We start from the raw sequence: 25,674 nt of genomic DNA, 5'->3' as shown, positions 1-25,674 counted from the left end.
GCGTTTGCCGCAGGCCCTTGGCCAGAACACAACGCAACTACCTGCTTCCCCGCCAGCCAGGTACCCCAGTCTGGTCAGTGCGGCCCAGCGATCTCCTCCAACATTTCGGTGACCAACGCGGCAACCGGCGAACGCTCACTGCGCAACAACGTGATGTGCGCAAACAGCGGATGGCCTTTGAGTTTTTCGATAACCGCCGCAACCCCATCGTGACGGCCAACCCGCAGATTGTCGCGCTGCGCGATGTCGTGGGTCAACACCACCCGCGAACCCGTCCCCAGCCGGGACAGCACGGTCAGCAACACGTTGCGCTCGAGCGACTGCGCTTCGTCAACGATGACGAACGAATCGTGCAGCGATCGACCCCGAATATGGGTCAGCGGCAGCACTTCAAGCATGCCTCGAGAAAGGACTTCCTCGAGCACGGCCGCACTGGCCAGACCTTCAAGAGTGTCGAAGACCGCCTGCGCCCACGGACCCATCTTGTCGCTCTCACTGCCCGGCAGGTAGCCGAGCTCTTGGCCGCCGACCGCGTATAGCGGACGGAAGACCACAACCTTGCGGTGGGTCCGACGCTCCAGCACAGCTTCCAGACCAGCACACAAAGCCAACGCCGACTTGCCAGTGCCCGCCTTGCCGCCGAGCGACACGATGCCCACCGATTCGTCGAGCAACAGCTCCAGTGCCACCCGTTGCTCGGCGGACCGACCCCGTACGCCGAACACCTCCCGGTCGCCACGGACCAGTTGAACGCGCTTATGCGCTGTGACCCGACCAAGTGCGTGCGAACTGCCACCCAACAGCCGAATCCCTGTGTGACAGGGCAGGTCCCTGGCTTCGGTCAGATCAATCTCGCCATCGGCGAAAAGCGCGTCGATGTCTTGGGCGGCTGTCTCGATCTCACACATGCCCGACCATCCGGAGGCGACGACGTCCTGCGCGTGATACTCGTCGGCCGCCAGCCCCACCGCGGCTGCCTTAACTCGAAGCGGAATATCCTTGCTAACTAACGTAACCCGTTTACCCTCGGCGGCTAGATTGGCAGCGCAACTCAAAATTCGCGAGTCGTTACTGTCGGTACGAAAGCCAGCGGGCAAAACCGCAGGATCAGTGTGGTTGAGTTCGACGTGGAGCGAACCTCCTTGCACGCCAACCGGAATCGGCTGATCCAACCGCCCATACTCCAAGCGCAAATCGTCAAACAGCCGCAACGCCTGTCGGGCGAACCAACCCAGCTCGTGGTGGTGACGCTTGGCTTCCAGCTCGCTAATCACTACCAGCGGAATCACCACATCGTGTTCGGCGAACCGACTGCACGCCCAGGGATCGGACAGCAGCACGGAGGTGTCGAGCACGTACGTCCGGGTATCGGTCACAGAGCGCTCCTTGAACTAGGGACCCGAGTCCTCAGCTGCTCGTTGAGAGCAGCATCTTCGCCGGGCTTGGTTTGACTGCCCGACTCCTCGTCGGCCCGTTGCAAGCGGGCGGCATCGTCGTCGGGCTGAGCCCGCGCGGACCCACACAGGCATCTCGATGGGGGCCGCGACGCCAGGACCGGGGCCGGTCCTTCCCTTGTCGTACCGGGAGGCGCCGCCCTGGCAGCAGATCATGTCGCTGGCCATCGAGTGCGACGGTACTCCAGTGGCCGCAGCCCCGCAGAGCAGGCGCGCCGAAGTGCGGTACCGACATCCAGAAGCACTAATTCGACCCGGAAATCCGGCTAGCCGCTGACGAACTGCCTCAATTGGGGCTCATCAGCCAGCCCCCACGCGGTGACGCGGTCGGAGATCACCTGGCGCAGCTGAGCAGCGCTGAAAATACCGGCATCTGCCACGGTCTGTAGCTTGTCCCGGTAGGCTTCGATGTCGGCGCCGACAACTTCGAGGTCGGCCGCGCGGGCCGCAATCGCTGCGATCGTCTCGTCACGGGTGTATTCCAGGCAGCGCGCGACAAGGTTGGCAAAGAACTCCTCATGACGCTCTTCATCCGAGGCGATCTTAAGGATGAGTCCGGCCAGAACCGGCTCCTCAATCTGTGCGGCCAAGTTGCGGCAGAAGACGGCATACGAGCGCTCGGACAACGCCATGTACACCAGCGTTTCAACCTGTGAGTACTTGTCGGCGCGGTAGCCCTTGACCACGTGCTGGATTCGGACTTCTTCGTTGGCGACCGGGTCAACCTCGCGGCACACAACCAGGTATTCCCGCAATGCAATGGCGTGCAAGTGTTCTTCCGCGGTCCACCTGCCCAGCCAGCGACCCCACTTCTCCTCCAGAATGAAGTGATCGACTAACTCGCGGTGATGACCAGCCAGGTTGTCCTTGAGGATCAGCAGAATGTCGCAGGCATCGGTGATGGTCTTAGGCAGCGTGACCTGAGACGGATCCCAGTCACGTCCCCCAAGGAGGGCGAAGTTCTCGCCGCGGTCGAACGGTACGTAGTCATGGGCAAACCAGATATCCTCAGTTTCGAGGTGACGAGCCATGTTCTCGCTCACTACCGGTTCGAGTTCGAGGATCAGCGCATCGGCTGTAGGTTTCTGTGCCATACAGTAACTGTAACCCTCATTGGTAGTCAGGGGCGCAGTTCCCGCGTTGCGGGCCTGTTTCCCCATTCCCCTTTCAATCCGTGCGTGCGGTTTTCCCGCACACGGCTTACCGATGATCTTCTGGACATGGTTACGCGGCCTTCGGGTATTGGATGGTGCCGCGAAGCCGGTGCAGGCCGTGTTCGTTAAACCACTGTTCGGTCCATTGATCGGCTTGACCAGCACGCAGGTTACGGCCACGCTTTGCCACCATTAGGCGAAACAACCGCCACCACACATACCCGTCGATCTGCCCGAACTTGACCGCGGCGTTGCCAGTACGAAAGTAGTTACCCCAGCCCCGCAGGATCGGATTCAACGACACGATTATCGTCCGAATGTCCAGACCTGCGCGCGAGCGCCCAGTCAGGCCACGAACCTTCTCACGTAGTCGTTTCATCGCTGCGCGGCTCGGCCAACGGTGCAGGTAGTAACGCACGATCCGGCGCTGCTCCCACAACCGCCCCGACATGCGCGCCCGGAAGTGACAGCCCAGGAAATCCAAGCCCTCACGGCCGTCCCGCAGATCGATTACCTTCGTTTTATTCGGATGTAGCCGCAATCCCAGCCCAGCCAGGATTTCTCCAACCAAGACCAAGGCGTGCTCGGCTTGTGCCGCACTGCGGCACAACACCACACCATCATCGGCGTAGCGCACCAACTCACCCACCGCGCGGCGGGTCAGTTCGGTATCGAGCACATGCAAGAAGATGTTGGCCAAAAGCGGGGAAATAACCCCGCCCTGCGGGGTGCCAGCGACCGTCCGCTGGGCCACCCCATCAACCAACACTCCTGCCTGCAGCCACAGACGCAGCAGTTTGAGCACCCGACGATCCGACACCCGCCTGGCCACCTGTTCCAGCAGGCGGTCATGGTCGATCTCGCCGAAGAAATCAGCGATATCAAACTCGACCACAAACACCTGACCCGCGATGAAGCCGGTACGCAACCGCTCCATCGCCTGAGTAGCCGAACGCCTCGGACGAAACCCATACGAGCACGACAAGAAGTCCGCCTCGAAAACAGGCTCCAACACGATCTTGGCAGCCGCCTGGGCCACCCGGTCTCGAACCGTGGGAATCCCCAACGGCCGCTTACCGCCACGGGGTTTAGCGATCTCCACCCGGCGTGTCAACGCCGGACGGTACACACCCCGGCGCAGGTCCTGACGTAACTCACGCAACATGCGGTCCACGCCATAGTCCTGCACCGCAGCCACGGTGACACGATCCACCCCAGCCGCACCCTTGTTCCTCAACACCCGCTCCCACGCCTCCCACAAGACGTCACCCCTGTAGATACGGTCATACAGGGCGTGGAAACGCCGACCCTCAGACTGCTTGGCCGCAGTCCATAGCGCGCGTTGCAGTTGTCGCACTTTCACCGGCGACGCCTGCAACGGCTCGTCGTCGGCTACGACAGGCCATAGCCTGCCGGGGTGGTTGGACCGAGACACCTCGGTCATGCCCTCACGCTTACCTCCGTCACGCGCGTGATCAAAGTTGGGGTCCTTTCCTCCCGGCGCGTTATGTTGCACGCCGATCAGCGGTACTACGACCCCATCGGACTCCCGCTGCCCTCCACGAGATTTCACCATCGGCTTATACCCGCGGTCTTTGCCCGACGCAGGCTGAGCAGACGGGTCTCTCCTGTTCCGAACCAGACTATGTGCACGTGCCGCCTCCCATACCCCGGAAAGACCCGGTGAGCTAACCCCGGACCAGGGCTCACCAGACATGGCCTTCGCCGTGATATGAGCGGCTCGGCTCTCCCGTTGTGAATCTGACGAGGCTGCAGAGTTCGCTTGACGCTACGGCCCGCGCACTTGCTCCCTCCGAAGAGGCTTTCGACACCCCGCTCAGCCCGCCGTGTCTCCACAACGAACCGGGGCCTGCTACCCGGCGCTCCGGTACCTACCGAGACGGGACTCCCACCCGCTAGCCCAATCCAACTTTCAGGACGCACCATACACATATTTTATGCAAATCGGCGCCGCTGTTTTGCAAATCCACTCACTGACGCGGTCGTACCGGGTTCCGGTGACACACCTAGCAGCAGACGTGTCATCGAAGACAGACTCCACCAACGGCAGGACCGCCTGTTGACAAGTGGATTCCACGGCTGGCGCCAGCAGCTCACACCGGCGTTGCCATACCCGACTGCCCCGGGCATAGAAAGATAGCTAGACGGCACCCGGCGCCGGCGAGGACGGCTCAAACAGCCGGAACACACTCCATCCGATTAGCGTGCCCAGCGCAATGGCCAGCACAGCCACGTCGGTGTCTTCCAACGTCTTGAACGTAATGATGTCGCTGGCCGCTCTCTGGGTGAACCGGATGAAGCTCAATGCCCCAGGAACCAAGCCCCAGAACACGGTGATCAGCATGACCATTCGCGGTGGCGCTCCCCTGAATCCCGACGTGAACATCGCAAACAGTACTGAGACAAAGGCACCTATCGCGCCAGCCATCGCCTGGTTTAAGCGCATAGCGCTGAGATCTTGTGTGATCAAAGCTACGCCGAGCCCCATAATCAACCAGATCAGCGAACCGCTCGGTGCGGATAAGTACAGGTACATCCCGACGGCCATCACCACCACAGCGGGATACAACAACCAGCCCCCCATCAAGGCCCACGGTTGGTGCGGGTCTGGCAGTCCGACAAGGCGAACGCCGAGCGTTACACCGGCTCCCAACAACACCAACTGCGCCACGCCAGATACGACCCGGGAGGCGCCCGCCATCATCTGGCCGCTGGCCAGCTCGATAGCTCCGTTCGTGAGCGTGAAACCGGGAAGCATTGTGATCAGAGGAGGCGCGATGATACGCAGCAGCCCGTCGTGGCCAACATCGACCAAGAAACCGATTGCCAGAACCGTGACCAGAAACGCCGATACCGCCGCCTGAATAGGCGCCAAAGCCGGGAGCCGCCGACCAGCAACGAGCACCAGACCGACCACCCCGCCAAGCAGCGCATAGGCCAGCAACGCCGTCCACGTTGGATTAAGCACCATCCCGAATCCGATAGTCGCCAACACATGGCCGAAAACTGTCGTCGCAGCGCCGAACCGGTGCGGCAGTTGTCGCGCGGCATTCACCGCAGCAACCGCTGCCTGGGGAGCAATCGCACCGGCCTCCGCCATGTTTGCGATGCCAGCAATCTCGCTGGCCTGATCCAGCCGCGCCGTCGCTCGGGTCGACACATCCACTTCGGTGACCGGAGTGTTCTCGATCTTGACGATGATCACCGTAGGCAACACCGCTAGCCGCACCGTGCTCGTGGTGTATCGCGACGCGATCGTCAACAATTTCGACTCCACCATGTTGGTGGGTTGCCCCACCTCCAGCATCGCCATCCCGAGACTGCGCAGCATCGCGGCGGTCTCGTCATTCGAGTAGGTGCCCGGTGGTGCTAGCGGGCTGGGCGAATCTTCTTTGCGCACAGCCCGCCACAGGCGTTGCGTCCAGTCCCTCGCTTCGACGGTCGTCACAGCAAGCATTGTGAGACCTAGCCGCCACGTTAATGCCATCGGGGCCACCCGCCGGGGCGGCGGTCTCCGACACGGGGAATACGCCCTTGGCCACTACGGCCGCAGAGTCGGCCCATTCGAACAGCACGGTTAAGCTTCGACATTTGTGGCTCCGCGGTGCGGCGGTACCAATTTCAGTTTGTGCGTCGCCGAACTGGCTTAGCCTTCAGGCTTATTCGAGCATCGTAGCCCGACAGCGCCTACGTGAGGTCGCCCCGATCGTGGGTGTTGCCGCACTGGCTCGCCCTGCGGAGACCCCACGGGAACATTGTGATCAGTTGCCGGTGGTGGTGTCGCGATTCAGCCCGAGCGCCTCGGCCATCGTGAAAAACAGGTCGGTTTGATCCGTTAGTCCGACCACGTTTGCCGCGCGCGGACCGAAGGCCGCTATCCGAAGCTGAGTTCCGGTATGGCTTTGAGGTCGCAGCTGGGAGTCGGTCGACGTGCCGTAACTGACTGTCATATCCGCGTTGTCGGCCGTGCGGAGCTTCCGAGTCAGCCCGGGGTAGACGGTGTCGCGGACTGCCTCGAACGGCAAATGGTCGCGGTCGGCGATCGCTTGCAGGTTCTGCTCGGTGACATTCCCGACGATCTGGCCGGTGTGCGCATGGTCTGCCGTGACGATGACCAGGGTGCTGCCATCTTGTTTTGCGAAGTCGAGGGCTTTTTGGACCGCCTGGTCGAAGGCTTCGGTCTCGCCGATTTGCCCGCAGGGGTTGCCCGCGTGCGATTGCTTGTCGATTGACCCGCTTTCGACTTGCAGGAAGAATCCGCTGCGGTCTCCCCTGAGCAGGTCAATGGCCTTTTGCGTCATGCCCACCAGCGTGGGCACCGTGTTGGCGCGCCCGGGGTTGGGAGCGCATTTCACCGCCGCCTGCAGATAGCCATTGCGCACCGCTTTCGGACCCGTCCAACTCGTTGGCATGTGTGAATCTGAGAACAGCCCGAGCAACGGGGCGTTCTGGTCTGCCGCGCTGACCCCCGCCAACCCCTCCGCAGTAGTGACGATGTTGTATCCGCGCTCTTTCGCCTGCACCCGCAAGGTCTTTCCTTGGTATTCGCCGGCCCCGGCGGTTTGGGCGAATGTTTCGGCGCCCCCGCCCAAAGTGACATCGGCACGTGCATTGAGCAGCTGCTCGATGATGGAGCCGGCACCACCACTTTCCAGCGCGTTTGCCCGACAATCCCGCAGCGTCTGCACCGGTCCATAACAGCGGCGGTTAGTTATGTGCGCCACCTGCGCGGCTGGTGTCGCGTCGCCGATATCGGTCGTCGTGACATTGCCGGTGGCCAAGCCGTTGGCCTTGGCCACCTCAAGGAGGGTCCGCTGTGGCTGATCGTGGATATCGACGCTCAACGCACCGTTGTAGGTTTTGGTCCCGGTAGCCCAGGCGCTAGCGCTGGCCGCCGAATCGGTGACGTAATTCGGCGATCCGTCTTTGTTGAACGCGTAGTGCGTGTACTGACCCATCAGCGGGAGTGCATCGATGCCGGGGAAGCTGCCGCCGGCGCCGTGGACGTAGTTGCGTGCCATGGTGAGTTCCGAGTCACCCATGCCGTCACCGATCAACAAGATGACGTTACGCGCGCCGGAGTCGTTGATCGCGTCGCCGATCGCCCGCGACTGGTCACCGTCCACCCGGCGCGCCCCGCCATGGACAGAAAGGTCGCCACGGGCGCTGCGGGCCAAGATGTCACCGTTGGTGGCAGCAATGTCACTGCTACACGCCGCGAACGGCAAGACCGCGACAACCCCGCATACGGCCGCCGCCCTCCGAAAAGCACCGATCGGCATCAACTGACCTCTTCTCCGGGCACTCCCATATCGCCAGTGGTCTGCTTGGGCCATCTGCGACCAGCCGCTACGGAATACTAGATGGCTGGCTAGCCATCATTGACCGGGCCCTAACGGCGAAGCGGCGTCTCAGCAGTTGGCGCAAACGGTTCGGCCACATGCTTCCGCATTGATGCCCCAAACGACACAACGCCTTATCGATTTCGCCGACGCCCCCGAGCTAAGTAGGGTGCACGACCGGCGTGGCGTTGCTCGACACCATCGATATGGTCCGCTCCACCAGCGACCATGTTCGGGTCAGACAACACCGCGCCAGGGGCCTATGTTGAAGCCTCCCGGTACGTATGCGTGGTGTCATCGCGCTCCCTTCCAGTGGAGATGCGCTGGCCTGGCGCTGGCTGGCTGAGATTGGATGGTGTTCTGCGCCCTACCATTGACCCGCTACGCTGCCATCCGTCCCACACCAACAAACCGACCCGCACCCACCATGGACCCCCGCACAGAATCCGGTTACCCCGTTTTGACAGGCGGACATACTTCTCACCGTTCAGTGGGGGTTATTGCCGCTTGGTCGCAGGTTCCGCAGTGATATCGGTTGGCGGCGCCCTTGCCCACATCCGACGGGGAGAGCATCAGTTCACCGCCCCCGCACTGATGCTGTTGAGCGGCTGCTCGATGTATCTAGGCGCGACTTTCGGTGTCCTGCTTTTCAATTCCATCGACCCCGCCGGTGTTGCATGGCTGCGAGTCGCGGTGAGTGCACTGATCCTGGCCGCGCTCGTTCGACCGCGCCGCAGCGCATGGACCGGGCGGGCTATGCTGCTAGCCGGCATTTTCGGCGTTGTTACCACGTTGATGAACCTCTGCTTCTATGAGGCGATCGCACGGCTATCGCTCGGCACGGTCGTCGCGATCGAATTCATCGGCCCGATAGCAGTTGTGGCGTACGAGTGCCGCTCGGCGCGTGCATTGATCTCGTTGCTCGCCGCAGTATTGGGCATCGGGCTAATCGCCGACGTGCAACTCGTCGCACAAACGCTAGGGATAGCGTTGGCATTGATGGCTGGCATCCTTTGGGCAGGCTACGTGGTGCTGGGCAAAGCCGTTGCGGTCCGGGCTAACTCACTGGACTCGCTCGCGGTTGGATGGACTATCTCGGCGCTGGTGACCTCGCCGCTGTTGATCGTGATCATTTGGCGCTGGAAGCCACCCGAAAACACCGGCCGCCTGGCGCTGATGGTGCTCGTGTTAGCTGTGTTCTCTAGTGTCATCCCATACGCGCTAGACCAACTGGTGTTGCGGATGGTTGGCCGGGCGAGCTTCGCGCTGCTGCTGGCCTTGCTGCCGGTCTCCGCCGTGCTGGTCGGCTTCCTCGGGCTCAGGCAGGTCCCATCGAGACCAGAGCTGGTGGGCATCGCTTGCGTCATCCTGGCCCATCTCATCGAAAATCCGGCCCCAAAGTCGACAGCGCCCGATCACCGCTGAACGTGTTGTCTGTGGCGCATTGCACCCGGTGGCACCAACACCTTCAATAACTCGTCGGATTCCGCATATTGGCCGCGCGGGGTTTCGCTGCGATCCGGCCGAACATCCTCAAATGTGCTATCTACCATGCTCATTCGCCGCTCCTGGCTCTGCGACCCCTGCTGGCTGACGCCCCGTCCGCTAGGCAGCTACTCATGCAAGCAGGCCGAATCTTGAAGGGAATCTGAACCGATGCTGTCATCCGAAAAGTGCCGTGCTGGTCTCCAGGAAAAATCAGATCTGCCGCAACCGACACCGCGGTCGCCTTGCCACCGGTATCGAGGCTGCGTCGCCGCGCCGAGCTACCCGTGCTGGGCCTTGGCGTCACACCAACTGTTGGGGCTACGGCCGCAGCCGCTGCGATCATGGTCGATCTTGGGACCCATCTCCGCTTCAGCGATTATCCAGTATTTCTGCTGGCGCACGATCGCCAACGGTATCGAGGTCACATCCAAACAGTTCCCTGAGGCATCAGGTATCTTGCGGGACCTGTTCGCCTCCATGAACTTTCGCCCCGACAGCACCCGACCCTGAGATCGCACGCCACGGGCATATGTGGTCAACGAATCCGCTACGGCGGCAAACACATGGGCGCCGCGTCCACATAGAGGAGTACTACAAGTTAGTCAGCACCCACCAAGACGGGATCTGGCTCAAGGTCGCGAACTTCTTTAGCAGCCACGCTGTCGGGTTCCGCCGGATGGATGCCGTCCGCGAAGCACCAACTGAAACATGGGATGTCCACGCCAGAATGCTGTAGAGACTTGCCGTTTGTTTCCCGCAAATTGCGATTCAGTCCATTTATTGGTTGACCCAATTATTGGCAAGCACCAACACTCCCGGGATCTACACTGCGACGCGTCCGGGCTCCTCGCCCGCGTACCTGCCCACCACGGGCGGGCAGGTACGACAGGGCGCGTTGTTTGCCCGGTCGGCTTCACGTCACGGCAGAAGCCGCATGCGGCCAGATATCAACGCTTCATCGCCCCCGACTCGCCACGCTCCAAACCCCACAGCCGTTCGATAAAGCCTTCGCCTGATGCGCCGCGAGAGCGAGCATTCACCTGGCGAAACGCGCCTCCATCAAGCCACACCGGCTTGATCAAGACCATGTTAATTATTGTTACACAAGCATTTTGGCTCATAGCGGCTGGCCGATCGTGCAGCTTCGCGACGAAACCGGGCCGAACCAATATCGAAGTGCGCTCGAGCGCCTACCCCCGGCTGGGAGTCAGGCGGGTTTGTAATCGCGACGTTGGCGTTCGGAAAGTCCACCCCAGACGCCGAAGCGTTCGTCGTGGCGTAGCGCGTAGTCCAGGCATGGGGCTTTGACCGGACAGGTGGCGCAGAAGCGCTTGGCGTGGCGGCTGGGTTGGCCATTGTCGGGATAGAACACATCGGGGTCTGTTTGAGCACACACTGCGTCTTTGCGCCAGTCCAGGTGAGCCAGATCGAATCGATCTTCGATAGTGGGGCTCGATTCTGGCAGTCGCCGTGGCCCGCGCAGCCCGGCGAGCGGTGTCGAGTCAGTCATCTGTCACGTCCCAGGGTGGCAGTCATCATGGTTTTTGTTTGCTAAGCAACGGTGGCGCTGGAGTGCTGGTGTTGCGGGCAGAGGGTGGCGCTAGTGGTGGTGAGTTGTTGGGTAAGCGTGGCTTCGTATAAGTGGCCACAGTGATGGCATTTCCACCACGCCAGATCTTCGGCGTAATTGATATACGCATCAGATTCTCCGGCGCTGACCCCGGTGGATTGTGGCGAGTTGGGAAGCTGCGGCGTCATCAACATTGGGGCGTCCTGCTTTCTCAGTGGTGTGGTGATCTCACGCGGCCGGAGTATGCACCAAAACTGGCGAGTACTGCCGGGGTACAGTCGGGGGCCGTTGAGGTGCCCGTTGCGGACTCGTCGGGCAGGCCTTAGGTGATAGTGGTCGGGGCGGTCGATGGTCGAGGTGCACGGTGTTGGGACAGCGTTCCCCGGCACGAATTCAGGCGACGATAGCGGCTTAGTAAGGCCTTCGCATTGGGTGCGGCGCCACCAAGCTAGCAGGGTGGAATCGACGGGAATCCGTTGGGGGTCAGGTGGTGTTGGGACCGTCGCCCGGTCGGGTACCGAGTTCGGAGAAGTGCGCCGCCAGGGTAGTTTGCCGGCGCCCCAAACACACGAAAGAACCTCGACGAGGGCCGCCGGTTTGACGCGAAGGGTGTGTTGACTTCGAGTTTGAGCCAATCCCTTCTGAGCGTCGTCACAGGTGAGCGTGTAATTGTCGGAGGCACGTCGATGAGTGTCTTTGCGGCCGCCGCACGGGCTTCTACCCAAGGCCGCAAATCGCTAAGCATTAATCATCAATTTTCATTTCTTGCCGAATTCGCCCATATTTGCACCAGTTTCTTTGACGATTTACCGGCCCGGCTATTAATTTTCCCGAGTTCGATCCACACGCATTTCTGGCGAACTTTTTTCGCAACAAAATGAACTTTCTTGCGCAAACAATAGTGCAGGTCCGCTTGCGGCTGGGCTCGGTGCTCGCCATCCCCAGAGCTAGGACGCGTCGGACGAAGTTTCCGAGCGATTGTTTGCTGAAACACGTGTTCGGCCTTGCTGGCGCGCTGTTTGGGCATGAGCACGCAGGTTCGGACTTGCGCATTCACACAGAGGGTGCGCGGCCTTGGGTACGCTAGCCGCGCTTCATACGTGGATCCGTTCAGCGAACGATTCCACCCACGGACGTCCTTCGACGACGATCAGGCGAGTTCGGTCGAGAAAAGCGCCCGGCCAAGGGTTGCCGATCACATCACGACCGCGGGCCAATCACTGGGTCCGCCAGCTACAACACGAGACGCAGAAGCGATCTCGCACAGCGACGATTCAGCCGTCACGCGGCAAAGCCCAACACGCCTGGTATTACTACCGGACCAGATGCCACACAGACCGCTCCCCCGCCTCCGAGCAGCTGAGGTGACGTGAAGCCGCCGCTCTACACCCATACAGGTTCACGCGCTGGGAGGAAAATGAGGGGAACCTATGAAGCAGCACCGCACCGAAAATACGACCCGGACAGTGATTGCCAAGCGTCACTTCACGCTCCGGAGCCCCCGCGTTGTCACCTAGCGCTAGCGACCCACCAGGCTCCAGCCCTCAAGCCCCTCGTACAACGGGAAATCCCTAGCCAACCGAGTTACTCGCTGCCGCAGGGCGGGCACGTCGACCCCGGGACCAACCCCACTGCCTGTCGCCAACGCAGTAGCGATGATATCGGCCACTTCGGTGAATTCGGCGTCACCGAAACCCCGAGTCGCCAAGGCGGGCGTACCCACCCGCAGGCCCGAAGTCACCATCGGCGGCCGCGGGTCGTTGGGCACGGCGTTACGGTTAACGGTAATGCCGACGTCGTGCAGCAGATCCTCGGCAGCCTGACCATCGAGCGGGGAATTACGCAGGTCAACCAAGACCAGGTGGACGTCAGTGCCACCGCTGACCACCGATACGCCCGCCTTAGCCACATCGGGCGCCTGCAACCGATCGGCGATGATTCGAGCACCGGCAACGGTGCGTTGTTGCCGGCCGGCGAATTCAGGTGTAGCGGCTATTTTCAAAGCGACCGCCTTGCCCGCGATGACGTGCATCAGCGGCCCCCCCTGCTGACCGGGGAACACCGCTGAGTTGATGGCCTTGGCGTATTCCTGCTTGCCCAGAATCAGGCCGGAACGGCTGCCGCCGAGAGTCTTGTGCACGGTTGTGGTCACCACATCGGCATGCGGCACCGGCGACGGGTGTAACCCCGCGGCGACCAAACCTGCGAAATGCGCCATGTCGACCCATAGCTTGGCGCCGACTTCGTCAGCGACCGATCGGAACGCCTCGAAATCAAGGATCCGCGGGTAGGCAGACCAGCCCGCAATAAGGACCTTCGGGCGGAATTCGAGCGCCTTGGCGCGAACCTCGCCCATATCGATCAGATGCGTTGTCGGGTCAACGCTGTAGAAGCCGGCCTCATACAACTTGCCAGAGAAGTTCAACCGCATGCCGTGGGTCAGATGACCACCATTGGCAAGGTCCAAGCCCAGCAGCCGCTCGCCCGGCGACATCAGCGCGTGCAGCACAGCAGCGTTGGCCTGGGCGCCCGAATGCGGCTGGACGTTGGTGAAGTCGGCCCCGAACAGAGCTTTGGCCCGGTCACGGGCGATGTTTTCCACGACGTCGACGTGCTCACAACCGCCGTAGTAGCGCCGTCCGGGCAGTCCCTCAGCGTATTTGTTGGTGAGCACACTTCCTTGAGCCTGCAGTACCGCGCGCGGAACGAAGTTCTCCGAGGCGATCATCTCCAACGTGTCCCGTTGTCGGCCCAGCTCCTTGCCGAGTAATTCGGCAATATCCGGGTCGATCTCGGAGAGCGGGGCAGACATTACGGCGGCCGTGTCGGAGACAGCAGTGTGGGCATCAGAAGTGGCAGTCACAGCAGCCAGTGTATCCAGCTGTCCTAGGAGAGACTGGGCATACCTAGCGCACTAACACGACGCAGGCAGCTTTTTGCCAGCCCAACCGTCAGCGTCGCACCGGCCCCTGTAAGACTGGCGGTATGCCGCGGCTTAGCGAGCCGAGCCCGTACGTCGAATTCGACCGAAAACAGTGGCGTGCGCTGCGCATGTCGACACCATTGGCCCTCACCGAAGACGAACTGATTGGCCTGCGCGGCCTCGGCGAGCAGATCGACCTGTTGGAGGTCGAAGAAGTTTATCTACCCTTGGCGCGGCTGCTGCACCTTCAGGTAGCGGCTCGCCAGCGGTTGTTCGCGGCCACCGCGGAATTCCTGGGCGAACCACAACAGAACCCGGATCGGCCGGTGCCATTCATCATCGGCGTGGCCGGCAGCGTGGCAGTTGGCAAGTCAACCACTGCCCGTGTGCTTCAAGCGCTGTTGGCACGCTGGGATCACCACCCCCGGGTAGACCTGGTGACCACCGATGGCTTCCTTTACCCCAATGCCGAACTAGATCGGCGAAACCTTATGCACCGGAAAGGATTTCCCGAGAGCTACAACCGCCGCTCACTGCTGCGGTTTGTCACCTCGGTGAAATCTGGTTCAGACTGCGCATACGCACCGGTGTACTCACATCTGCACTACGACATCATCCCGCAAGCCAAACAGGTCGTTCGCCATCCCGACATCTTGATCCTGGAGGGGCTCAACGTGTTGCAGACTGGCCCAACCCTGATGGTTTCGGACTTGTTCGATTTTTCCCTGTATGTAGATGCTCGGATCGAAGATATCGAGCAGTGGTACATATCACGCTTCCTGGCCATGCGCACCACCGCGTTCGCGAACCCGGAGTCACACTTCCACCAATACTCGGCACTGACCGACCCGCAAGCTATCATCGCCGCGCGGGAGATCTGGCGGTCGATCAACCGGCCCAATCTGGTCGAGAACATTCTGCCCACCCGCCCCCGCGCAACACTGGTACTACGCAAAGACGCCGATCATTCCATCAACCGGTTACGCCTACGCAAACTTTAATGCAAGACCGTGGCCGACCAGGCGGGCCGATGCGGGGCGTACCGCAACGTGGGTAACGGACGCGCCCCGCTCGGCGGGAAGGGGAGTTACCCGCAAATTCGGCGCACTCCCAGGTATTGCAGGACCGCGAACAACGCGGTGTAGACACCGGTGGCGAGCGTCACGGCAACCCCCACTGCGGTCATCGATACCAGCTCAACGGCGACAATGGCGGCCACGGTATAGAGGGTGTTTCCCGCGATCACCGCGATTCCCGCGCGACGTACATGCGGCACCTTCGGCAATGCGGCCAGGCCGAACACCACCGCACCGTAGAGCACGAAGAAGGCGCCAATACTGTATTCCTGGGCAGACGTCAGGCCGGTAATCGACGAGATCGGACCCGCGGCGAAAGCCGCGACTAGACCCATCAGTGCGGTCAAAGCTGCGTCGGCCCGCATTGCTAGACGCAGCAACGAATCCGCCGAGACGGGCCGCGGCCGGGTTGTTGAATCAGCGATGGCGGTCATGTCATTGCTCCTTGGGACCCATAAGAGACAGTGGTTGATTGAACATGCTTGAGCGTGCCGCCAATGCACTGCCAGATCGACTCACGGCACTGCCAAATACTGCCTACCGGGCGAATGACCTGGTATTTCTTTGCGCGATTCCCGCCTGACTCATTCGCTGGGGACGCTGACCCGCCCGCGCAAATCGGCGGCGATGAGCCGGGCCGCCGCGTTCTGCCAGTTGTGCAGCGAGCGCTGTGGAACCTCAGTCACCAACCACTGCCAGGCCCGGCGGGCAGTGGGGTCCAAACCCGAGGCGGTGGCGTTCTGTGCATACGCGCGTACACCAACGACGTACGGAAAATACAGTGAGTTGTAGTGACGCCATTGCTCGGTGGTGCCGAAATCGGTACCGTCGCGTGGCTTAAGCCGCTCAATTCCATCGGCAAGAACAGCCTTGAGTTCGTTGGCCCGCTCCAACGGGCGGTCGGGTACTCCCCGAGCGGTCAATCGCTCGTCAATCAGCGGCAACGTAGTTAGCGGGCTCGCGACCAGCTTAGTCAGGTCCCCGTAGTGCCCCAGTGCGCGGCGCGTGAGCCGAACGAAGGACTCGTCGTCGACGTCGACCAGAAGATCTGCCGACCGCAGCGGCAATGCCGCACCGGTGTCCCGCAGCGCAGCCCGGTCAGCCTGCAGAGCGGGCGAGCCAGCGAACGCCAACCGGTCCAATATCCCGGCCAGTGGATCGGCCAGCACCTGCACCGTGATCGCGACCGCCAAACTGGTGAACAGCAGCACCGTCAGCGCGGACTGAGCCGCGGGCACAGGACGAGTAGCCGACAACCCAACCAGCACCTGACCACCGAACACTGTTGCCACGACGAGCGAACCGGTGAACGAACGCAGCATATCTGCGCGCAGCGCCTGCCCCTCATCGAAGGCGTCCCATCCAGCCACTGCCACTCCGAGCAACAGCAAGTCGAAACCCGTCGAAGCCAAGGCCAGCCAGCTGGGCAGCAGGCCCAGCGGAATGATCAGGATGGCATTCCCCAGAGCAAAGAAAAGCGTTGCGACAATGACAACGCCGGCGACACGCATCGGCGGGGCTGGCCGCAGCAACACCGCTGCCATCGCGCCGAGCGTGGTTGTCGACACCACCGCGAACATCAGGATGTGGCCCCAGCGCAGTGGACCGTCGACATTGCCGGCCATCATGGCGCCGAATAGCGTCAGGACGCCAACACCAGCGATGAGCATCATCTCACCGGTGCGCCCCCGCCAGCTGTCTCGCGGCCGGGATAGCTCGACGAGCACCCCAAACCACGCCACGCCGGGAACACCCACCAAATAGATCTCCAGCTGGCTGAGCAGCTTTCCGTGCACGATGGTGGTTGTCCGCACCGCGTCCAGAGCCACCACTAGCGCAAAGCCACAAAGTCCGATCGCCGCCAACACAAGCACCGGTTTACGCGGGTCACGGGCCAGCAAGTACAAACCGAGCCACCCGCTCAGCGTGAACACCACCGCTGACAGCGCAGCCATCCGTCCAGTGTGTCACGCCGCTAACCCGGATAACCGCCCTTCTGCAGCAAAAACGGCAAGATTACCCAGGTCACTTGCCATGCCGGCGATGTCGCATGCTGTAGTCGCGCAGCGCACGCAAGAAGTCGACCCGGCGGAATGCCGGCCAGTGCGCTTCGGTGAACCACATTTCCGAGTACGCGCTCTGCCACAACAGAAACCCTGACAGGCGTTGCTCCCCCGAAGTGCGGATCACCAAGTCCGGGTCAGGTTGTCCTGACGTGTAGAGGTTTTCCGAAATACCCTCAGCGGTCACGGCGTCAACAAGCTCCTCAGCTGTCGCACCGTTGGCCAGTTGCTTGCCCAACAACGCACGCACCGCATCGACGATCTCGCGGCGGCCCCCATAACCCACAGCAACATTGACGTGCAACGAGGCCACGTCCGGCGTAGATTCCACCGCACCGCGCAGCCGGCGGGCCGGCTCCTCGCCAAGCAACTCCAAATCACCGACGGTACGCACACTCCAGCGGTTGGCCGGCGCGCAGATCTCCTCGACAACATCGGTGATGATCTCGATCAGAGCGGCGAGCTCGTCCGGGTCACGCTGCAGATTTTCGGTGGAGAGTAGGTAGACGGTAGCCAGTTCAACACCCGCTTCCTGACACCACCGCAGCATTTCGGCAATCCTGGCCGCGCCCATCCGGTACCCGAAGCTGACATCCTCGTACCCGGCGTTGCGCGCCCACCGCCGATTGCCGTCACACAGCACTGCGATGTGACGAGGCAGTTCAGACTTCGTTGCAGCCAGCCCCTGACGCAACCGCAGCTCGTAGAGCCGATACAACGGCTCCTTGAGCCGCGGCGGGATGATCTCCACGAAAATCCACACTACTGTGACAGCCACCAAACTCATGCCTGTGATTCCGGTGATCCCACCCGCGAACCCGAGGCTCGTCTGATGCTCAAACGGACTACTGTGTTCGGTGGAAACCACCGGCAATCACGAGTCGAGGCAGCAGGAGAAATGGGCGCTCAAGCCGGCACCACCGCTAACGCAGAGCCCGAACCGCAGGAGCTGTCGCCGGCCCACCAGATCGTTGACGGCGTTACCCGAGTCCTGACCAAGCCTCGTTTTCGGGGCTGGATCCACGTTTACACCGCCGGCGCCGCCGTTTTCGCGGGTGCATCGCTGGTCGCGGTGTCCTGGGCATTGACCTCCGCCAAAGCCGGGCTTGCGACGCTGGGATACACCGCGGCGACAGTCGCGATGTTCACCGTAAGCGCTACCTACCACCGCGTCCATTGGACATCCGCGACCGCCCGGAAGTGGATGAAGCGGCTAGATCATTCGATGATTTTCGTTTTCATAGCCGGCAGCTATACGCCGTTCGCGTTGCTGGCCTTGCCGCAGCACATCGGAAAGCTGGTGTTGTACATCGTGTGGGGCGGCGCACTCGCCGGGATCATGCTGAAAATGTGCTGGCCGTCGGCGCCACGCTGGGTGGGGGTGCCGCTCTATCTGCTTTTGGGGTGGGTAGCAGTCGGGTTCGTCGGTCCGATCTTGCACAACGCCGGAGTCGCAGCGACCGTGTTATTGATTGTCGGAGGTGCTCTGTACAGCATCGGCGGCGTGCTCTACGGGCTGCGCTGGCCCGACCCGTGGCCGGCAACGTTCGGCTTCCACGAGTTCTTTCACGCCTGCACTGCGGTGGCGGCAATCTGCCACTACATTGCGATGTGGTTCGTCGTGTTCTGATTCGGCCTGCCGATACCCTGGCCTAGCGCCTATGCGCGCGCCTAGTCGGCCCGAGCGAACTGTTATAGCTGGGTCACGTTGGCCGCCGACCAATATGCCTTCATAGCTGTGACCTTGCCATTGTCGTCGAAGACCATGACATCAATGGGCTCCACCCGCATCTTGTTGCCGCCGGCTGTCATAGTGAAGCGGAACTGGAAGGCCGCCTCGTTGCCGGCGACCCGAAGCGACACCAGCTCGGCCTCACGCTGCAAGGGGGTGATCGCAGAATAAAAGCCGCGGATGGCTTGACTCCCGATGTGCACCTCGCCGCCCACCGGGTCTTCCACAGTGGCGTCGTCGGCAAAGATACCGACCAATTCGTCCAAACCCCCGCCGGCGAGCAGCGCAATGTAGCGGTTAACCGAGTCGGTGATCACTGCGGCCTTATCGGTGTCATTCGACATGGCAGACAACGGTACTACTCGGTCGTGCCGAGCGCGGCGGCGAGTTCGACTGCGCTGGTTACCGGCAGGTCACAGACCTGGCCACGGCACACATAGGCAGCATCGGCATCGGACACCCGATCCCGGCCTTCTAGCAGCGACGACGAGTTCGGGACACCACCGACAACGATCGCGCCGCCGGGCGCCAGCCGGCGCGCGGCGGATAGCAGCGGCGACGCCGCCCCGGCACATGCGACCGCGATCTGCAGCGGACCGCGAACCGCGGATTCGGCGACGGCCAGCCAGTGGCCGGCCGATCGCGGCGCGCGAGCTAGCAGCACCGAGTGCGCGCTCAGCGAGTTGCGTGCTGCCTGCAAATACCGTGCGGCACGATCAGCGTCGGCCAAGTGACCAGCGGTGAGCAGCGCTTCGGTGATCGACGCCGCCCCCGATGGAGTCGCGCCGTCCAGCGGCTCGGCAGGCCGGAGCACGAGCGGCTCGGCGTCGTCGGCGGTATCAAACCAACGGCCGGGGCGCTGCGGATCGGCGAAATGCTCCAGCGCGGCGTCCAGCAAACCGGTGGCCGCCGTCAGCCAGGCCTCATCGGCGGTCAATTGGTACAGCGCCAACAGCCCGGTAGCCAGCATTGCATGATCCTCGAGGACGGCGGCGCTCTCCCCCGCGACCCCACCAAGGCTGGCCCGCCGCAGCCGACCATCAACGACGTGCACACCCAAAAGCGCTGCCGCGCAACGTCGCGACGCCAACGCCAACTCGGGGTTCTGCAACGCCACGCTGGCTTCTGCCAGCGCAGTGATTGCCAGTCCGTTCCAGGCCGTGACGATCTTGTCATCGCGTCCGGGTTGGATGCGGGTAAGCCGGGCCTCCAGCAAGGATGCACGGATACGGTCCAGACGCACAGCGTCGTCGGGATCGGCAGGAAGCTGCAGCACCGACGCCCCGTGCTCGAATGTGCCGAGCTGGGTTACCCGGAAAACCTCTGCCGCCCATAGGCCGTCGTCGGCACCAAGCACCTCGGTCAACTGCGCGGGCGTCCAGACGTAGCTTGACCCCTCACGACCGTCGGCATCGGCATCCAGCGACGAAATGAACATCTCTCCGTCGGTCATTCCGTCGAGCAGAAACTGCGCGGTCTGTGCGGCAACACGACGTGCCAACCGATCCCCAGTCCGCCTCGCCCAGTGCGCGTAGGCGCGCAACAACAACGCGTTGTCATACAGCATCTTCTCGAAATGCGGTACCACCCAAGCGTTGTCGACGCTGTAGCGAGCGAAACCACCGGCGAGTTGATCATAGATGCCACCGCGGGCCATCGCAGCGCCGGTGCGTCTAACCGCAGCTAGAGCTGCCGATGACCCCGTACGTTCGTAACTGCGCAGCAACGCCTCCAGCAATGCCGAAGGCGGGAACTTGGGCCCGGAAGCGGTCTCAGCACCAAAGCCACCGCGCGCGGTGTCTTCGTCGCGCAGCACAGCCGCAACGGCGTGGTCACACAGCTCCGACGCCACGTCTGGACTGCCGCCGGACAGCCCCGAGAATCCGGACGCTATCGAGCGCAACTCGCCTGCGATCTGATCAGACGACTCTTCCACCTCCCCGCGGCGTTCGCGCCACGCCCCAGAGATAGCCGACAGTAGTTCCAGAAAAACAGTTTTCGGGTAGTACGTGCCGCAGAAGAACGGCCGGCCGTCAGGAGTGAGGAAACATGTCATCGGCCAGCCGCCTTGACCGGTGAGTGCGACCGTCGCGTTCATATACACGGCATCGATGTCCGGCCGCTCCTCGCGGTCGACTTTGATGCAGACAAAGCCCGCATTCATCGCGGCAGCAACCTCGTCGTCCTCGAACGATTCGTGGGCCATAACGTGACACCAGTGACATGCGGCGTAGCCGATGGACAGCAGGATCGGTACGTCACGCGCAGCCGCCTCTGCCAGCGCCTGCGGAACCCACTGCTGCCAGTGCACCGGGTTGTCGGCGTGCTGTCGCAAATACGGACTGGTGGCGCTTGCCAGCGTATTCGCCGCGGAGTAATCAGCCCGGCTCATCGGCGCGCCCCGGCGGCCGGGTAGAACCTTTGTGTTCGGTGCGCTCGGGCCGATCCGTTTCGGAGATCGGCTCGCCATACCGGCCGGCCGCATCCGTACCTTCGTCAGCGGCCTGATCCAGTTCGGGATTCTGCCGATCGAAGGATTCGGGGACCTTCTTGAGATGGCGGTTCATCGACCGCAGCAACAGCAATGTAGCGATCAGCAGCAATACGACGACCAGCAGTCCCAGTGGACTGGCCTTACCGAAATCGGGCCCGGTATTGCGTGGCGCACCGTCAGCAATCACGGTGAGTAAAAGGTGGCTCACCGGTCTAGCTCAATCCCGGCGAACAATTCGGTCTCCGGCAAGAGAGCCCGGACGCGCGAACGAGCCAACTCGAACTCCTCAGTCGGCCACAATCGCTGCTGCCACGAGATCGGGGCGGCGAAGAATTCGGCCTTCGGGTCGATCTGGGTTGCGTGCGACCTCAATGCATCATCGCGCTGGCTGAAATATGCCGAGCACTCGACGCGCGTCGTAACCCGGTCGGCGAACGGGTCATGCTCGGAATCCCAGTGCGCGAGCCACCGCTCGAATGGGCCGTCTTGGCCGTGCTTGATGAACTCGTCCTGCAGCAACTGCATTCGCTGTCGCAAAAAGCCGTGGTTGTAGTACAGCTTGGACACCATCCACGGCTCGCCGGCATCGGGGAAGCGCCGATGGTCGCAGGCGGCCTCGTAGGCGGCGACCGAGATCTCGTGGCAGCGAATATGGTCGGGATGCGGGTATCCGCCGGTCTCGTCGTAGGTGGTCATCACATGCGGCCGGAACTCACGGACCACACGCACCAGCGCTTCGGTAGACACCTCCATGGGAACCAACGCGAAGCAGCCCTCCGGCAACGGTGGCAATGGGTCGCCCTTGGGCAAACCGGAGTCGACAAAGCCTAGCCAGGTGTGCTCTACGCCGAGGATCTCAGCCGCTTTCGCCATCTCGTCCCGGCGGATTTCGGCGATATGTCCACGCACATCTGGCAGATCCATCGCCGGGTTGAGAATTTCGCCGCGTTCGCCCCCCGTCAACGTAACCACCAGCACGCGATGGCCTTCGTCGGCATAGCGAGCCAGCGCGGCAGCACCTTTACTGGACTCGTCATCGGGGTGGGCGTGCACCGCCATCAACCGCAGTTCGCTCACGTGCCCCCTTGTCCATCCGGCTGGTCACCCCCTGAGCCTATAGGGGACCCTATAATTGAGTTCTCGATCGTTCCACTCCGTCGGTCGAACTCCGACGCTCGACAAGTCACCCAAACATGGACCCACACGTGACCTCCGATACCAGTCTGCGTCCCGAAGCCCGCTACGGCCGGTCGCGGCTGTCCCGCGTGACACGGCGCCGGGTCGCCATTGGTTTGGCCGCCCTGGTTGTTGCGGGCGGCACCGTTCTCGCCATCGTCGGCTACCTGCGGCTCGGCACCAGCGACGTCGCAGGTGCACTCGCCGGCTATCGGTTGATAGATGATGAGACAGCCTCGGTGACGATCAGCGTGACACGTTCCGACCCCACCCAGCCGGTGGTCTGCATCGTGCGGGTTCGATCCAAAGACGGCAGCGAGACCGGCAGGCGCGAAGTGTTGATTCCGCCCTCGGAGGCCGCCACGGTCCAGGCGACCACCACGCTGAAGTCCAGCCAGCCGCCGGTGCTGGCAGACGTATACGGTTGCGGCACGAACGTGCCGAGCTACCTGCGCTCGTCGTGACTGCGCAACAAATGTCGAACTGCGAATATGTAAGACACCAGCCGTATGTGCGGTGTTAACATAGATTGATGCACGGTCCTGCGGTGACCGTGTATTGCTGCATTTGCGGCCGTGAGCGGAATGCAATGGCAGCACCCGGGGTGGGGACCCGTAATACTCGCAACAGCGAGATCAGCAGCGTACGCGAAGACGCGGAACGACATGACGAGGAGCGCGACGAGATGACGGATACTCAGGTGACCTGGTTGACCCAGGAGTCACATGACCGACTCAAAGCCGAACTCGACCATTTGATTGCGAATCGTCCGGTTATCGCCGCGGAAATCAACGACCGCCGTGAAGAAGGCGACCTGCGCGAAAACGGCGGATACCACGCCGCCCGGGACGAGCAAGGCCAGCAAGAGGCCCGCATCCGCCAGCTGCAGGATCTGCTCAACAACGCGAAGGTTGGCGAGGCGCCCAAGCAGTCCGGCGTTGCGTTGCCCGGGTCGGTGGTGAAGGTCTATTACGACGGCGACAAGTCAGACAGCGAGACCTTCCTCATTGCTACCCGCCAGGAGGGCGTTAGCGACGGCAAGCTCGAAGTGTATTCGCCAAACTCACCACTGGGCGGCGCCTTGATCGACGCCAAGGTCGGCGAGACGCGCACCTACACAGTGCCCAACGGAAACACCGTAAAGGTCACATTGGTCAGCGCGGAGCCGTACCACTCGTAGCTCAGAATCGCCGCTATCCGGCGAGTGCCCGCTCAAGATCAGCGAGCAGGTCGGCGACATCCTCAATCCCGACCGAAAGCCGTACGAGGTCGTCGGGAACCTCCAACTGCGAACCGGTTGTCGAGGCGTGCGTCATGGCGCTGGGATGCTCGATCAACGACTCCACCCCACCCAGCGATTCGGCAAGGATGAATACCCGGGTGCTGGCGCACAGGGCCTGCGCGGCTCGACGCCCGCCACGCATGCGTACCGAAACCATACCGCCGAAACCAGACATCTGCCGCGCGGCGATCTCATGCCCGGGATGATCCGGCAGTCCCGGATACAGCACCGCGTGCACAGCCGGATGCCCACTGAGGAATTCCGCTACAGCAGCGGCGTTTTCGCAGTGCCGCTGCATCCGCAGTACGAGGGTCTTCAGGCCACGCATCGCCAGATAGGCGTCAAACGGTCCGGGCACCGCGCCCGCGCCGTTCTGCAGAAACGCGAAAGAGCTGTCTAGGTCTTCGTCGTTGGTGATCAACGCGCCACCGACCGTGTCGGAATGTCCACCGATGTACTTGGTGGTCGAGTGCAGCACGACATCGGCGCCGAGCGCCAACGGCTGCTGCAATGCGGGCGACGCAAAGGTGTTGTCCACCAAGACCTTTACCGGCTTTTTGGAATCTTGGCCAGCCGCGAGCTGGGCGATGCCTGCGATGTCGGCGATCGACAGCAACGGATTTGTCGGTGTTTCCACCCAAATGAGTCGAGTGCGTGGCGTGATCGCTGCGCGAACAGCGCCGAGATCAGCAAGCGACACGGGGGTGTACTCGACACCCCAGCCGCCAAAAACCTTGTCTATCAGGCGGAATGTACCGCCATACGCGTCGTCGGGTATCACGATGTGATCCCCGGGCCGCAACAATGCCCGTAGGGCACAGTCGGTGGCGGCCATCCCGGAACTGAACGCGCGCCCAAAAGTACCGTCTTCCACCGAGGCGAGCGCGGTCTCCAATGCCGCCCGGGTGGGGTTGCCGGTCCGTGCATACTCGAATCCGCCGCGCAGTGCGCCGACACCATCCTGGGCGAACGTGCTGCTGGCATAGATCGGCGCGTTAACAGCGCCAGTCGCTGAGTCCGGGCGGTAACCGGAGTGGATGGCTCTCGTTGCCTGTCCGGCGATTCCGTGATGTCCCTGTTGGATTTCGCTCATTGGTAATCAGCCTTTTGACGGGCACCGCCCTGGCCGCAGATTCATGGCCAAGGCGGCGCATCACTATCACTGTCCTCGCGTAGTGAACGGTGCTGCCGCGCTAGAGAGGCAGGCAGACCGTCGTCATGATCTTGTCGGCCAGAGTCTGCCGCTTGGCATCCCACAACGGAAACAGGAAACCGATGAAGCAGATGAACGCGTCGACGATATGCGCGAGCTGACGCACAATGGACATTCCGAAGCCCAGCGGCTGCCCAGTGGCTTCGCTAACCACTTTGAACCTGAGCATCGACTTGCCCACGCTCGATCCCGTGGTGCCCTGGCGGTAGCCGTAGTTCCAGATCAAGTAGGCCAATCCGACAAGCGAGAACAACCACAGCGCCAATTGGCCGATCATCGAGGGTTGCGAGGCACAGAACTGGCTGATGTCGTACTGACTGATATCAGTGATACATGACGACGTCTGCGTGGCCAGCATGATCACCCAACCAATACCGACCACGGCAACGTAGGGAGCCCAGTCGATCAGTGCCGCCAGCACGCGGCTTATCCACGGCGTGTAGGCCTCCGCTGGCATGTCACGGATCGCCCGCCCGGGCGGAGGCGGAGCATAGCCCCCGGCCGCAGGAGGCGGCGGAGGATAGCCGCCGCCGGGTGGCGGCGGGGGCGGAGGCGGCGGAGGCGGCTGGTTCCCACCGGGTGGAGGTTCATACCCACCTGACGACGAAGGAGGCGGGGGGACTGCCTCGCCGGGCGGCGGCTGATCGGTCATGGGCAACCTTCCACTGAGGACGAGCTGAACCAGT

The 25,674-nt window shown here is 62.4% G+C and carries 25 protein-coding genes; 5 read left to right on the top strand and 20 right to left on the bottom strand.

The genetic code is table 11. The features are described from left to right. Positions 1-74: 74 nt before the first annotated feature. The 5 genes from ACO07W_RS15825 to phoA all read right to left on the bottom strand — a co-directional run bounded on the left by ACO07W_RS15825 (position 75) and on the right by phoA (position 7,911). Positions 75-1,376 carry a PhoH family protein gene (locus ACO07W_RS15825; protein ID WP_421844610.1) on the bottom strand — a complete coding sequence of 434 codons (1,302 nt, stop codon included), beginning with the start codon at positions 1,374-1,376 and terminating at the stop codon, positions 75-77. A 344-nt stretch (positions 1,377-1,720) separates the two neighbouring features. Continuing rightward, the gene (locus ACO07W_RS15820; protein WP_421846042.1) at positions 1,721-2,548 is read right to left on the bottom strand and encodes an acyl-ACP desaturase; all 828 of its coding nucleotides are present in this window, start codon (positions 2,546-2,548) and stop codon (positions 1,721-1,723) included. Positions 2,549-2,678: 130 nt separating this feature from the next. After that, positions 2,679-4,181: a group II intron reverse transcriptase/maturase gene (gene ltrA, locus ACO07W_RS15815; RefSeq protein ID WP_421840437.1), complete on the bottom strand. Its 1,503-nt coding sequence runs from the start codon at positions 4,179-4,181 to the stop codon at positions 2,679-2,681. Between the two features lie 588 nt (positions 4,182-4,769). After that, positions 4,770-6,077, bottom strand: coding sequence for a threonine/serine ThrE exporter family protein (locus ACO07W_RS15810; protein ID WP_421844608.1), 1,308 nt, complete (start codon positions 6,075-6,077; stop codon positions 4,770-4,772). Between the two features lie 313 nt (positions 6,078-6,390). Then, a complete protein-coding gene (gene phoA, locus ACO07W_RS15805) occupies positions 6,391-7,911 on the bottom strand; it encodes an alkaline phosphatase (RefSeq protein ID WP_421844606.1) in 1,521 nt (506 codons plus the stop codon). A 654-nt stretch (positions 7,912-8,565) separates the two neighbouring features. On the opposite strand from phoA, the gene ACO07W_RS15800 reads away from it, so the two are divergent. Then, positions 8,566-9,396 (top strand): EamA family transporter, encoded by an 831-nt coding sequence (locus ACO07W_RS15800; protein WP_421846041.1) that lies wholly within the window; start codon positions 8,566-8,568, stop codon positions 9,394-9,396. Positions 9,397-9,737: 341 nt separating this feature from the next. Here the strand turns inward: ACO07W_RS15800 and ACO07W_RS15795 are convergent, their stop codons facing one another. The 6 genes from ACO07W_RS15795 to glyA all read right to left on the bottom strand — a co-directional run bounded on the left by ACO07W_RS15795 (position 9,738) and on the right by glyA (position 13,841). Beyond that, a complete protein-coding gene (locus tag ACO07W_RS15795) occupies positions 9,738-10,022 on the bottom strand; it encodes a hypothetical protein (protein WP_421844604.1) in 285 nt (94 codons plus the stop codon). Between the two features lie 384 nt (positions 10,023-10,406). Continuing rightward, positions 10,407-10,547, bottom strand: coding sequence for a hypothetical protein (locus tag ACO07W_RS15790; RefSeq protein WP_421844602.1), 141 nt, complete (start codon positions 10,545-10,547; stop codon positions 10,407-10,409). Positions 10,548-10,666: 119 nt separating this feature from the next. Continuing rightward, positions 10,667-10,969, bottom strand: coding sequence for a WhiB family transcriptional regulator (locus ACO07W_RS15785; RefSeq protein ID WP_421844600.1), 303 nt, complete (start codon positions 10,967-10,969; stop codon positions 10,667-10,669). A 41-nt stretch (positions 10,970-11,010) separates the two neighbouring features. Continuing rightward, a complete protein-coding gene (locus ACO07W_RS15780) occupies positions 11,011-11,217 on the bottom strand; it encodes a zinc-ribbon domain-containing protein (RefSeq protein WP_421846040.1) in 207 nt (68 codons plus the stop codon). Between the two features lie 563 nt (positions 11,218-11,780). After that, positions 11,781-12,056, bottom strand: a complete 276-nt coding sequence (locus ACO07W_RS15775) for a hypothetical protein (protein ID WP_421844598.1) — start codon at positions 12,054-12,056, stop codon at positions 11,781-11,783. A 492-nt stretch (positions 12,057-12,548) separates the two neighbouring features. After that, positions 12,549-13,841 carry a serine hydroxymethyltransferase gene (glyA, locus tag ACO07W_RS15770; protein ID WP_421846039.1) on the bottom strand — a complete coding sequence of 431 codons (1,293 nt, stop codon included), beginning with the start codon at positions 13,839-13,841 and terminating at the stop codon, positions 12,549-12,551. 173 nt (positions 13,842-14,014) lie between these two features. Here glyA and coaA point away from each other — a divergent pair, with 173 nt between their 5' ends. Continuing rightward, positions 14,015-14,953: a type I pantothenate kinase gene (gene coaA / locus ACO07W_RS15765; RefSeq protein WP_421844596.1), complete on the top strand. Its 939-nt coding sequence runs from the start codon at positions 14,015-14,017 to the stop codon at positions 14,951-14,953. An 86-nt stretch (positions 14,954-15,039) separates the two neighbouring features. Here the strand turns inward: coaA and ACO07W_RS15760 are convergent, their stop codons facing one another. From ACO07W_RS15760 to ACO07W_RS15750, 3 genes are all read right to left on the bottom strand, one after another. Beyond that, positions 15,040-15,462, bottom strand: coding sequence for a hypothetical protein (locus tag ACO07W_RS15760; protein WP_421844594.1), 423 nt, complete (start codon positions 15,460-15,462; stop codon positions 15,040-15,042). 150 nt (positions 15,463-15,612) lie between these two features. Continuing rightward, positions 15,613-16,983 (bottom strand): hypothetical protein, encoded by a 1,371-nt coding sequence (locus tag ACO07W_RS15755; protein WP_421844592.1) that lies wholly within the window; start codon positions 16,981-16,983, stop codon positions 15,613-15,615. A gap of 70 nt (positions 16,984-17,053) precedes the next feature. Next, on the bottom strand, positions 17,054-17,842 hold the full coding sequence (locus ACO07W_RS15750) for a (2Z,6E)-farnesyl diphosphate synthase (protein WP_421846038.1): 789 nt from the start codon (positions 17,840-17,842) through the stop codon (positions 17,054-17,056). A 147-nt stretch (positions 17,843-17,989) separates the two neighbouring features. Here ACO07W_RS15750 and trhA point away from each other — a divergent pair, with 147 nt between their 5' ends. Next, positions 17,990-18,721: a PAQR family membrane homeostasis protein TrhA gene (gene trhA, locus ACO07W_RS15745; RefSeq protein ID WP_421846037.1), complete on the top strand. Its 732-nt coding sequence runs from the start codon at positions 17,990-17,992 to the stop codon at positions 18,719-18,721. Between the two features lie 62 nt (positions 18,722-18,783). Here trhA and ACO07W_RS15740 read toward each other — a convergent pair whose 3' ends face one another. Genes ACO07W_RS15740 through mca form a run of 4 tightly spaced genes read right to left on the bottom strand, consistent with a single transcriptional unit; the run spans position 18,784 to position 22,394 of the window. Continuing rightward, on the bottom strand, positions 18,784-19,167 hold the full coding sequence (locus ACO07W_RS15740; RefSeq protein WP_421844590.1) for a nuclear transport factor 2 family protein: 384 nt from the start codon (positions 19,165-19,167) through the stop codon (positions 18,784-18,786). Between the two features lie 14 nt (positions 19,168-19,181). Continuing rightward, complete coding sequence (locus tag ACO07W_RS15735) at positions 19,182-21,215, bottom strand: thioredoxin domain-containing protein (RefSeq protein ID WP_421844588.1); 2,034 nt, start codon at positions 21,213-21,215, stop codon at positions 19,182-19,184. Continuing rightward, the gene (locus tag ACO07W_RS15730) at positions 21,202-21,525 is read right to left on the bottom strand and encodes a hypothetical protein (protein ID WP_421844586.1); all 324 of its coding nucleotides are present in this window, start codon (positions 21,523-21,525) and stop codon (positions 21,202-21,204) included. The genes ACO07W_RS15735 and ACO07W_RS15730 overlap by 14 nt, the downstream gene beginning before the upstream one ends. After that, a complete protein-coding gene (mca, locus tag ACO07W_RS15725) occupies positions 21,522-22,394 on the bottom strand; it encodes a mycothiol conjugate amidase Mca (RefSeq protein WP_421844584.1) in 873 nt (290 codons plus the stop codon). Before mca ends, ACO07W_RS15730 begins: the two co-directional genes overlap by 4 nt. A 128-nt stretch (positions 22,395-22,522) precedes the next feature. Between mca and ACO07W_RS15720 the strand changes: the two genes are divergently transcribed. Both ACO07W_RS15720 and greA read left to right on the top strand, forming a co-directional pair. Continuing rightward, positions 22,523-22,957: a DUF4307 domain-containing protein gene (locus ACO07W_RS15720; protein ID WP_421844582.1), complete on the top strand. Its 435-nt coding sequence runs from the start codon at positions 22,523-22,525 to the stop codon at positions 22,955-22,957. A 221-nt stretch (positions 22,958-23,178) separates the two neighbouring features. Continuing rightward, positions 23,179-23,673 carry a transcription elongation factor GreA gene (greA, locus tag ACO07W_RS15715; RefSeq protein WP_421846036.1) on the top strand — a complete coding sequence of 165 codons (495 nt, stop codon included), beginning with the start codon at positions 23,179-23,181 and terminating at the stop codon, positions 23,671-23,673. A 13-nt stretch (positions 23,674-23,686) separates the two neighbouring features. Here greA and ACO07W_RS15710 read toward each other — a convergent pair whose 3' ends face one another. Together ACO07W_RS15710 and ACO07W_RS15705 are read right to left on the bottom strand one after the other, a co-directional pair. Continuing rightward, positions 23,687-24,868 (bottom strand): cystathionine gamma-synthase, encoded by a 1,182-nt coding sequence (locus ACO07W_RS15710; protein WP_421844580.1) that lies wholly within the window; start codon positions 24,866-24,868, stop codon positions 23,687-23,689. Between the two features lie 100 nt (positions 24,869-24,968). After that, positions 24,969-25,640 (bottom strand): RDD family protein, encoded by a 672-nt coding sequence (locus ACO07W_RS15705; protein ID WP_421844578.1) that lies wholly within the window; start codon positions 25,638-25,640, stop codon positions 24,969-24,971. Positions 25,641-25,674: the final 34 nt, after the last annotated feature.

The organism is Mycobacterium sp., from assembly GCF_965230835.1.
Classification (GTDB): domain Bacteria; phylum Actinomycetota; class Actinomycetes; order Mycobacteriales; family Mycobacteriaceae; genus Mycobacterium.
The sequence above is the reverse complement of the archived record's forward strand: the minus strand, read 5'-3'. Positions and strand labels throughout refer to the sequence as shown.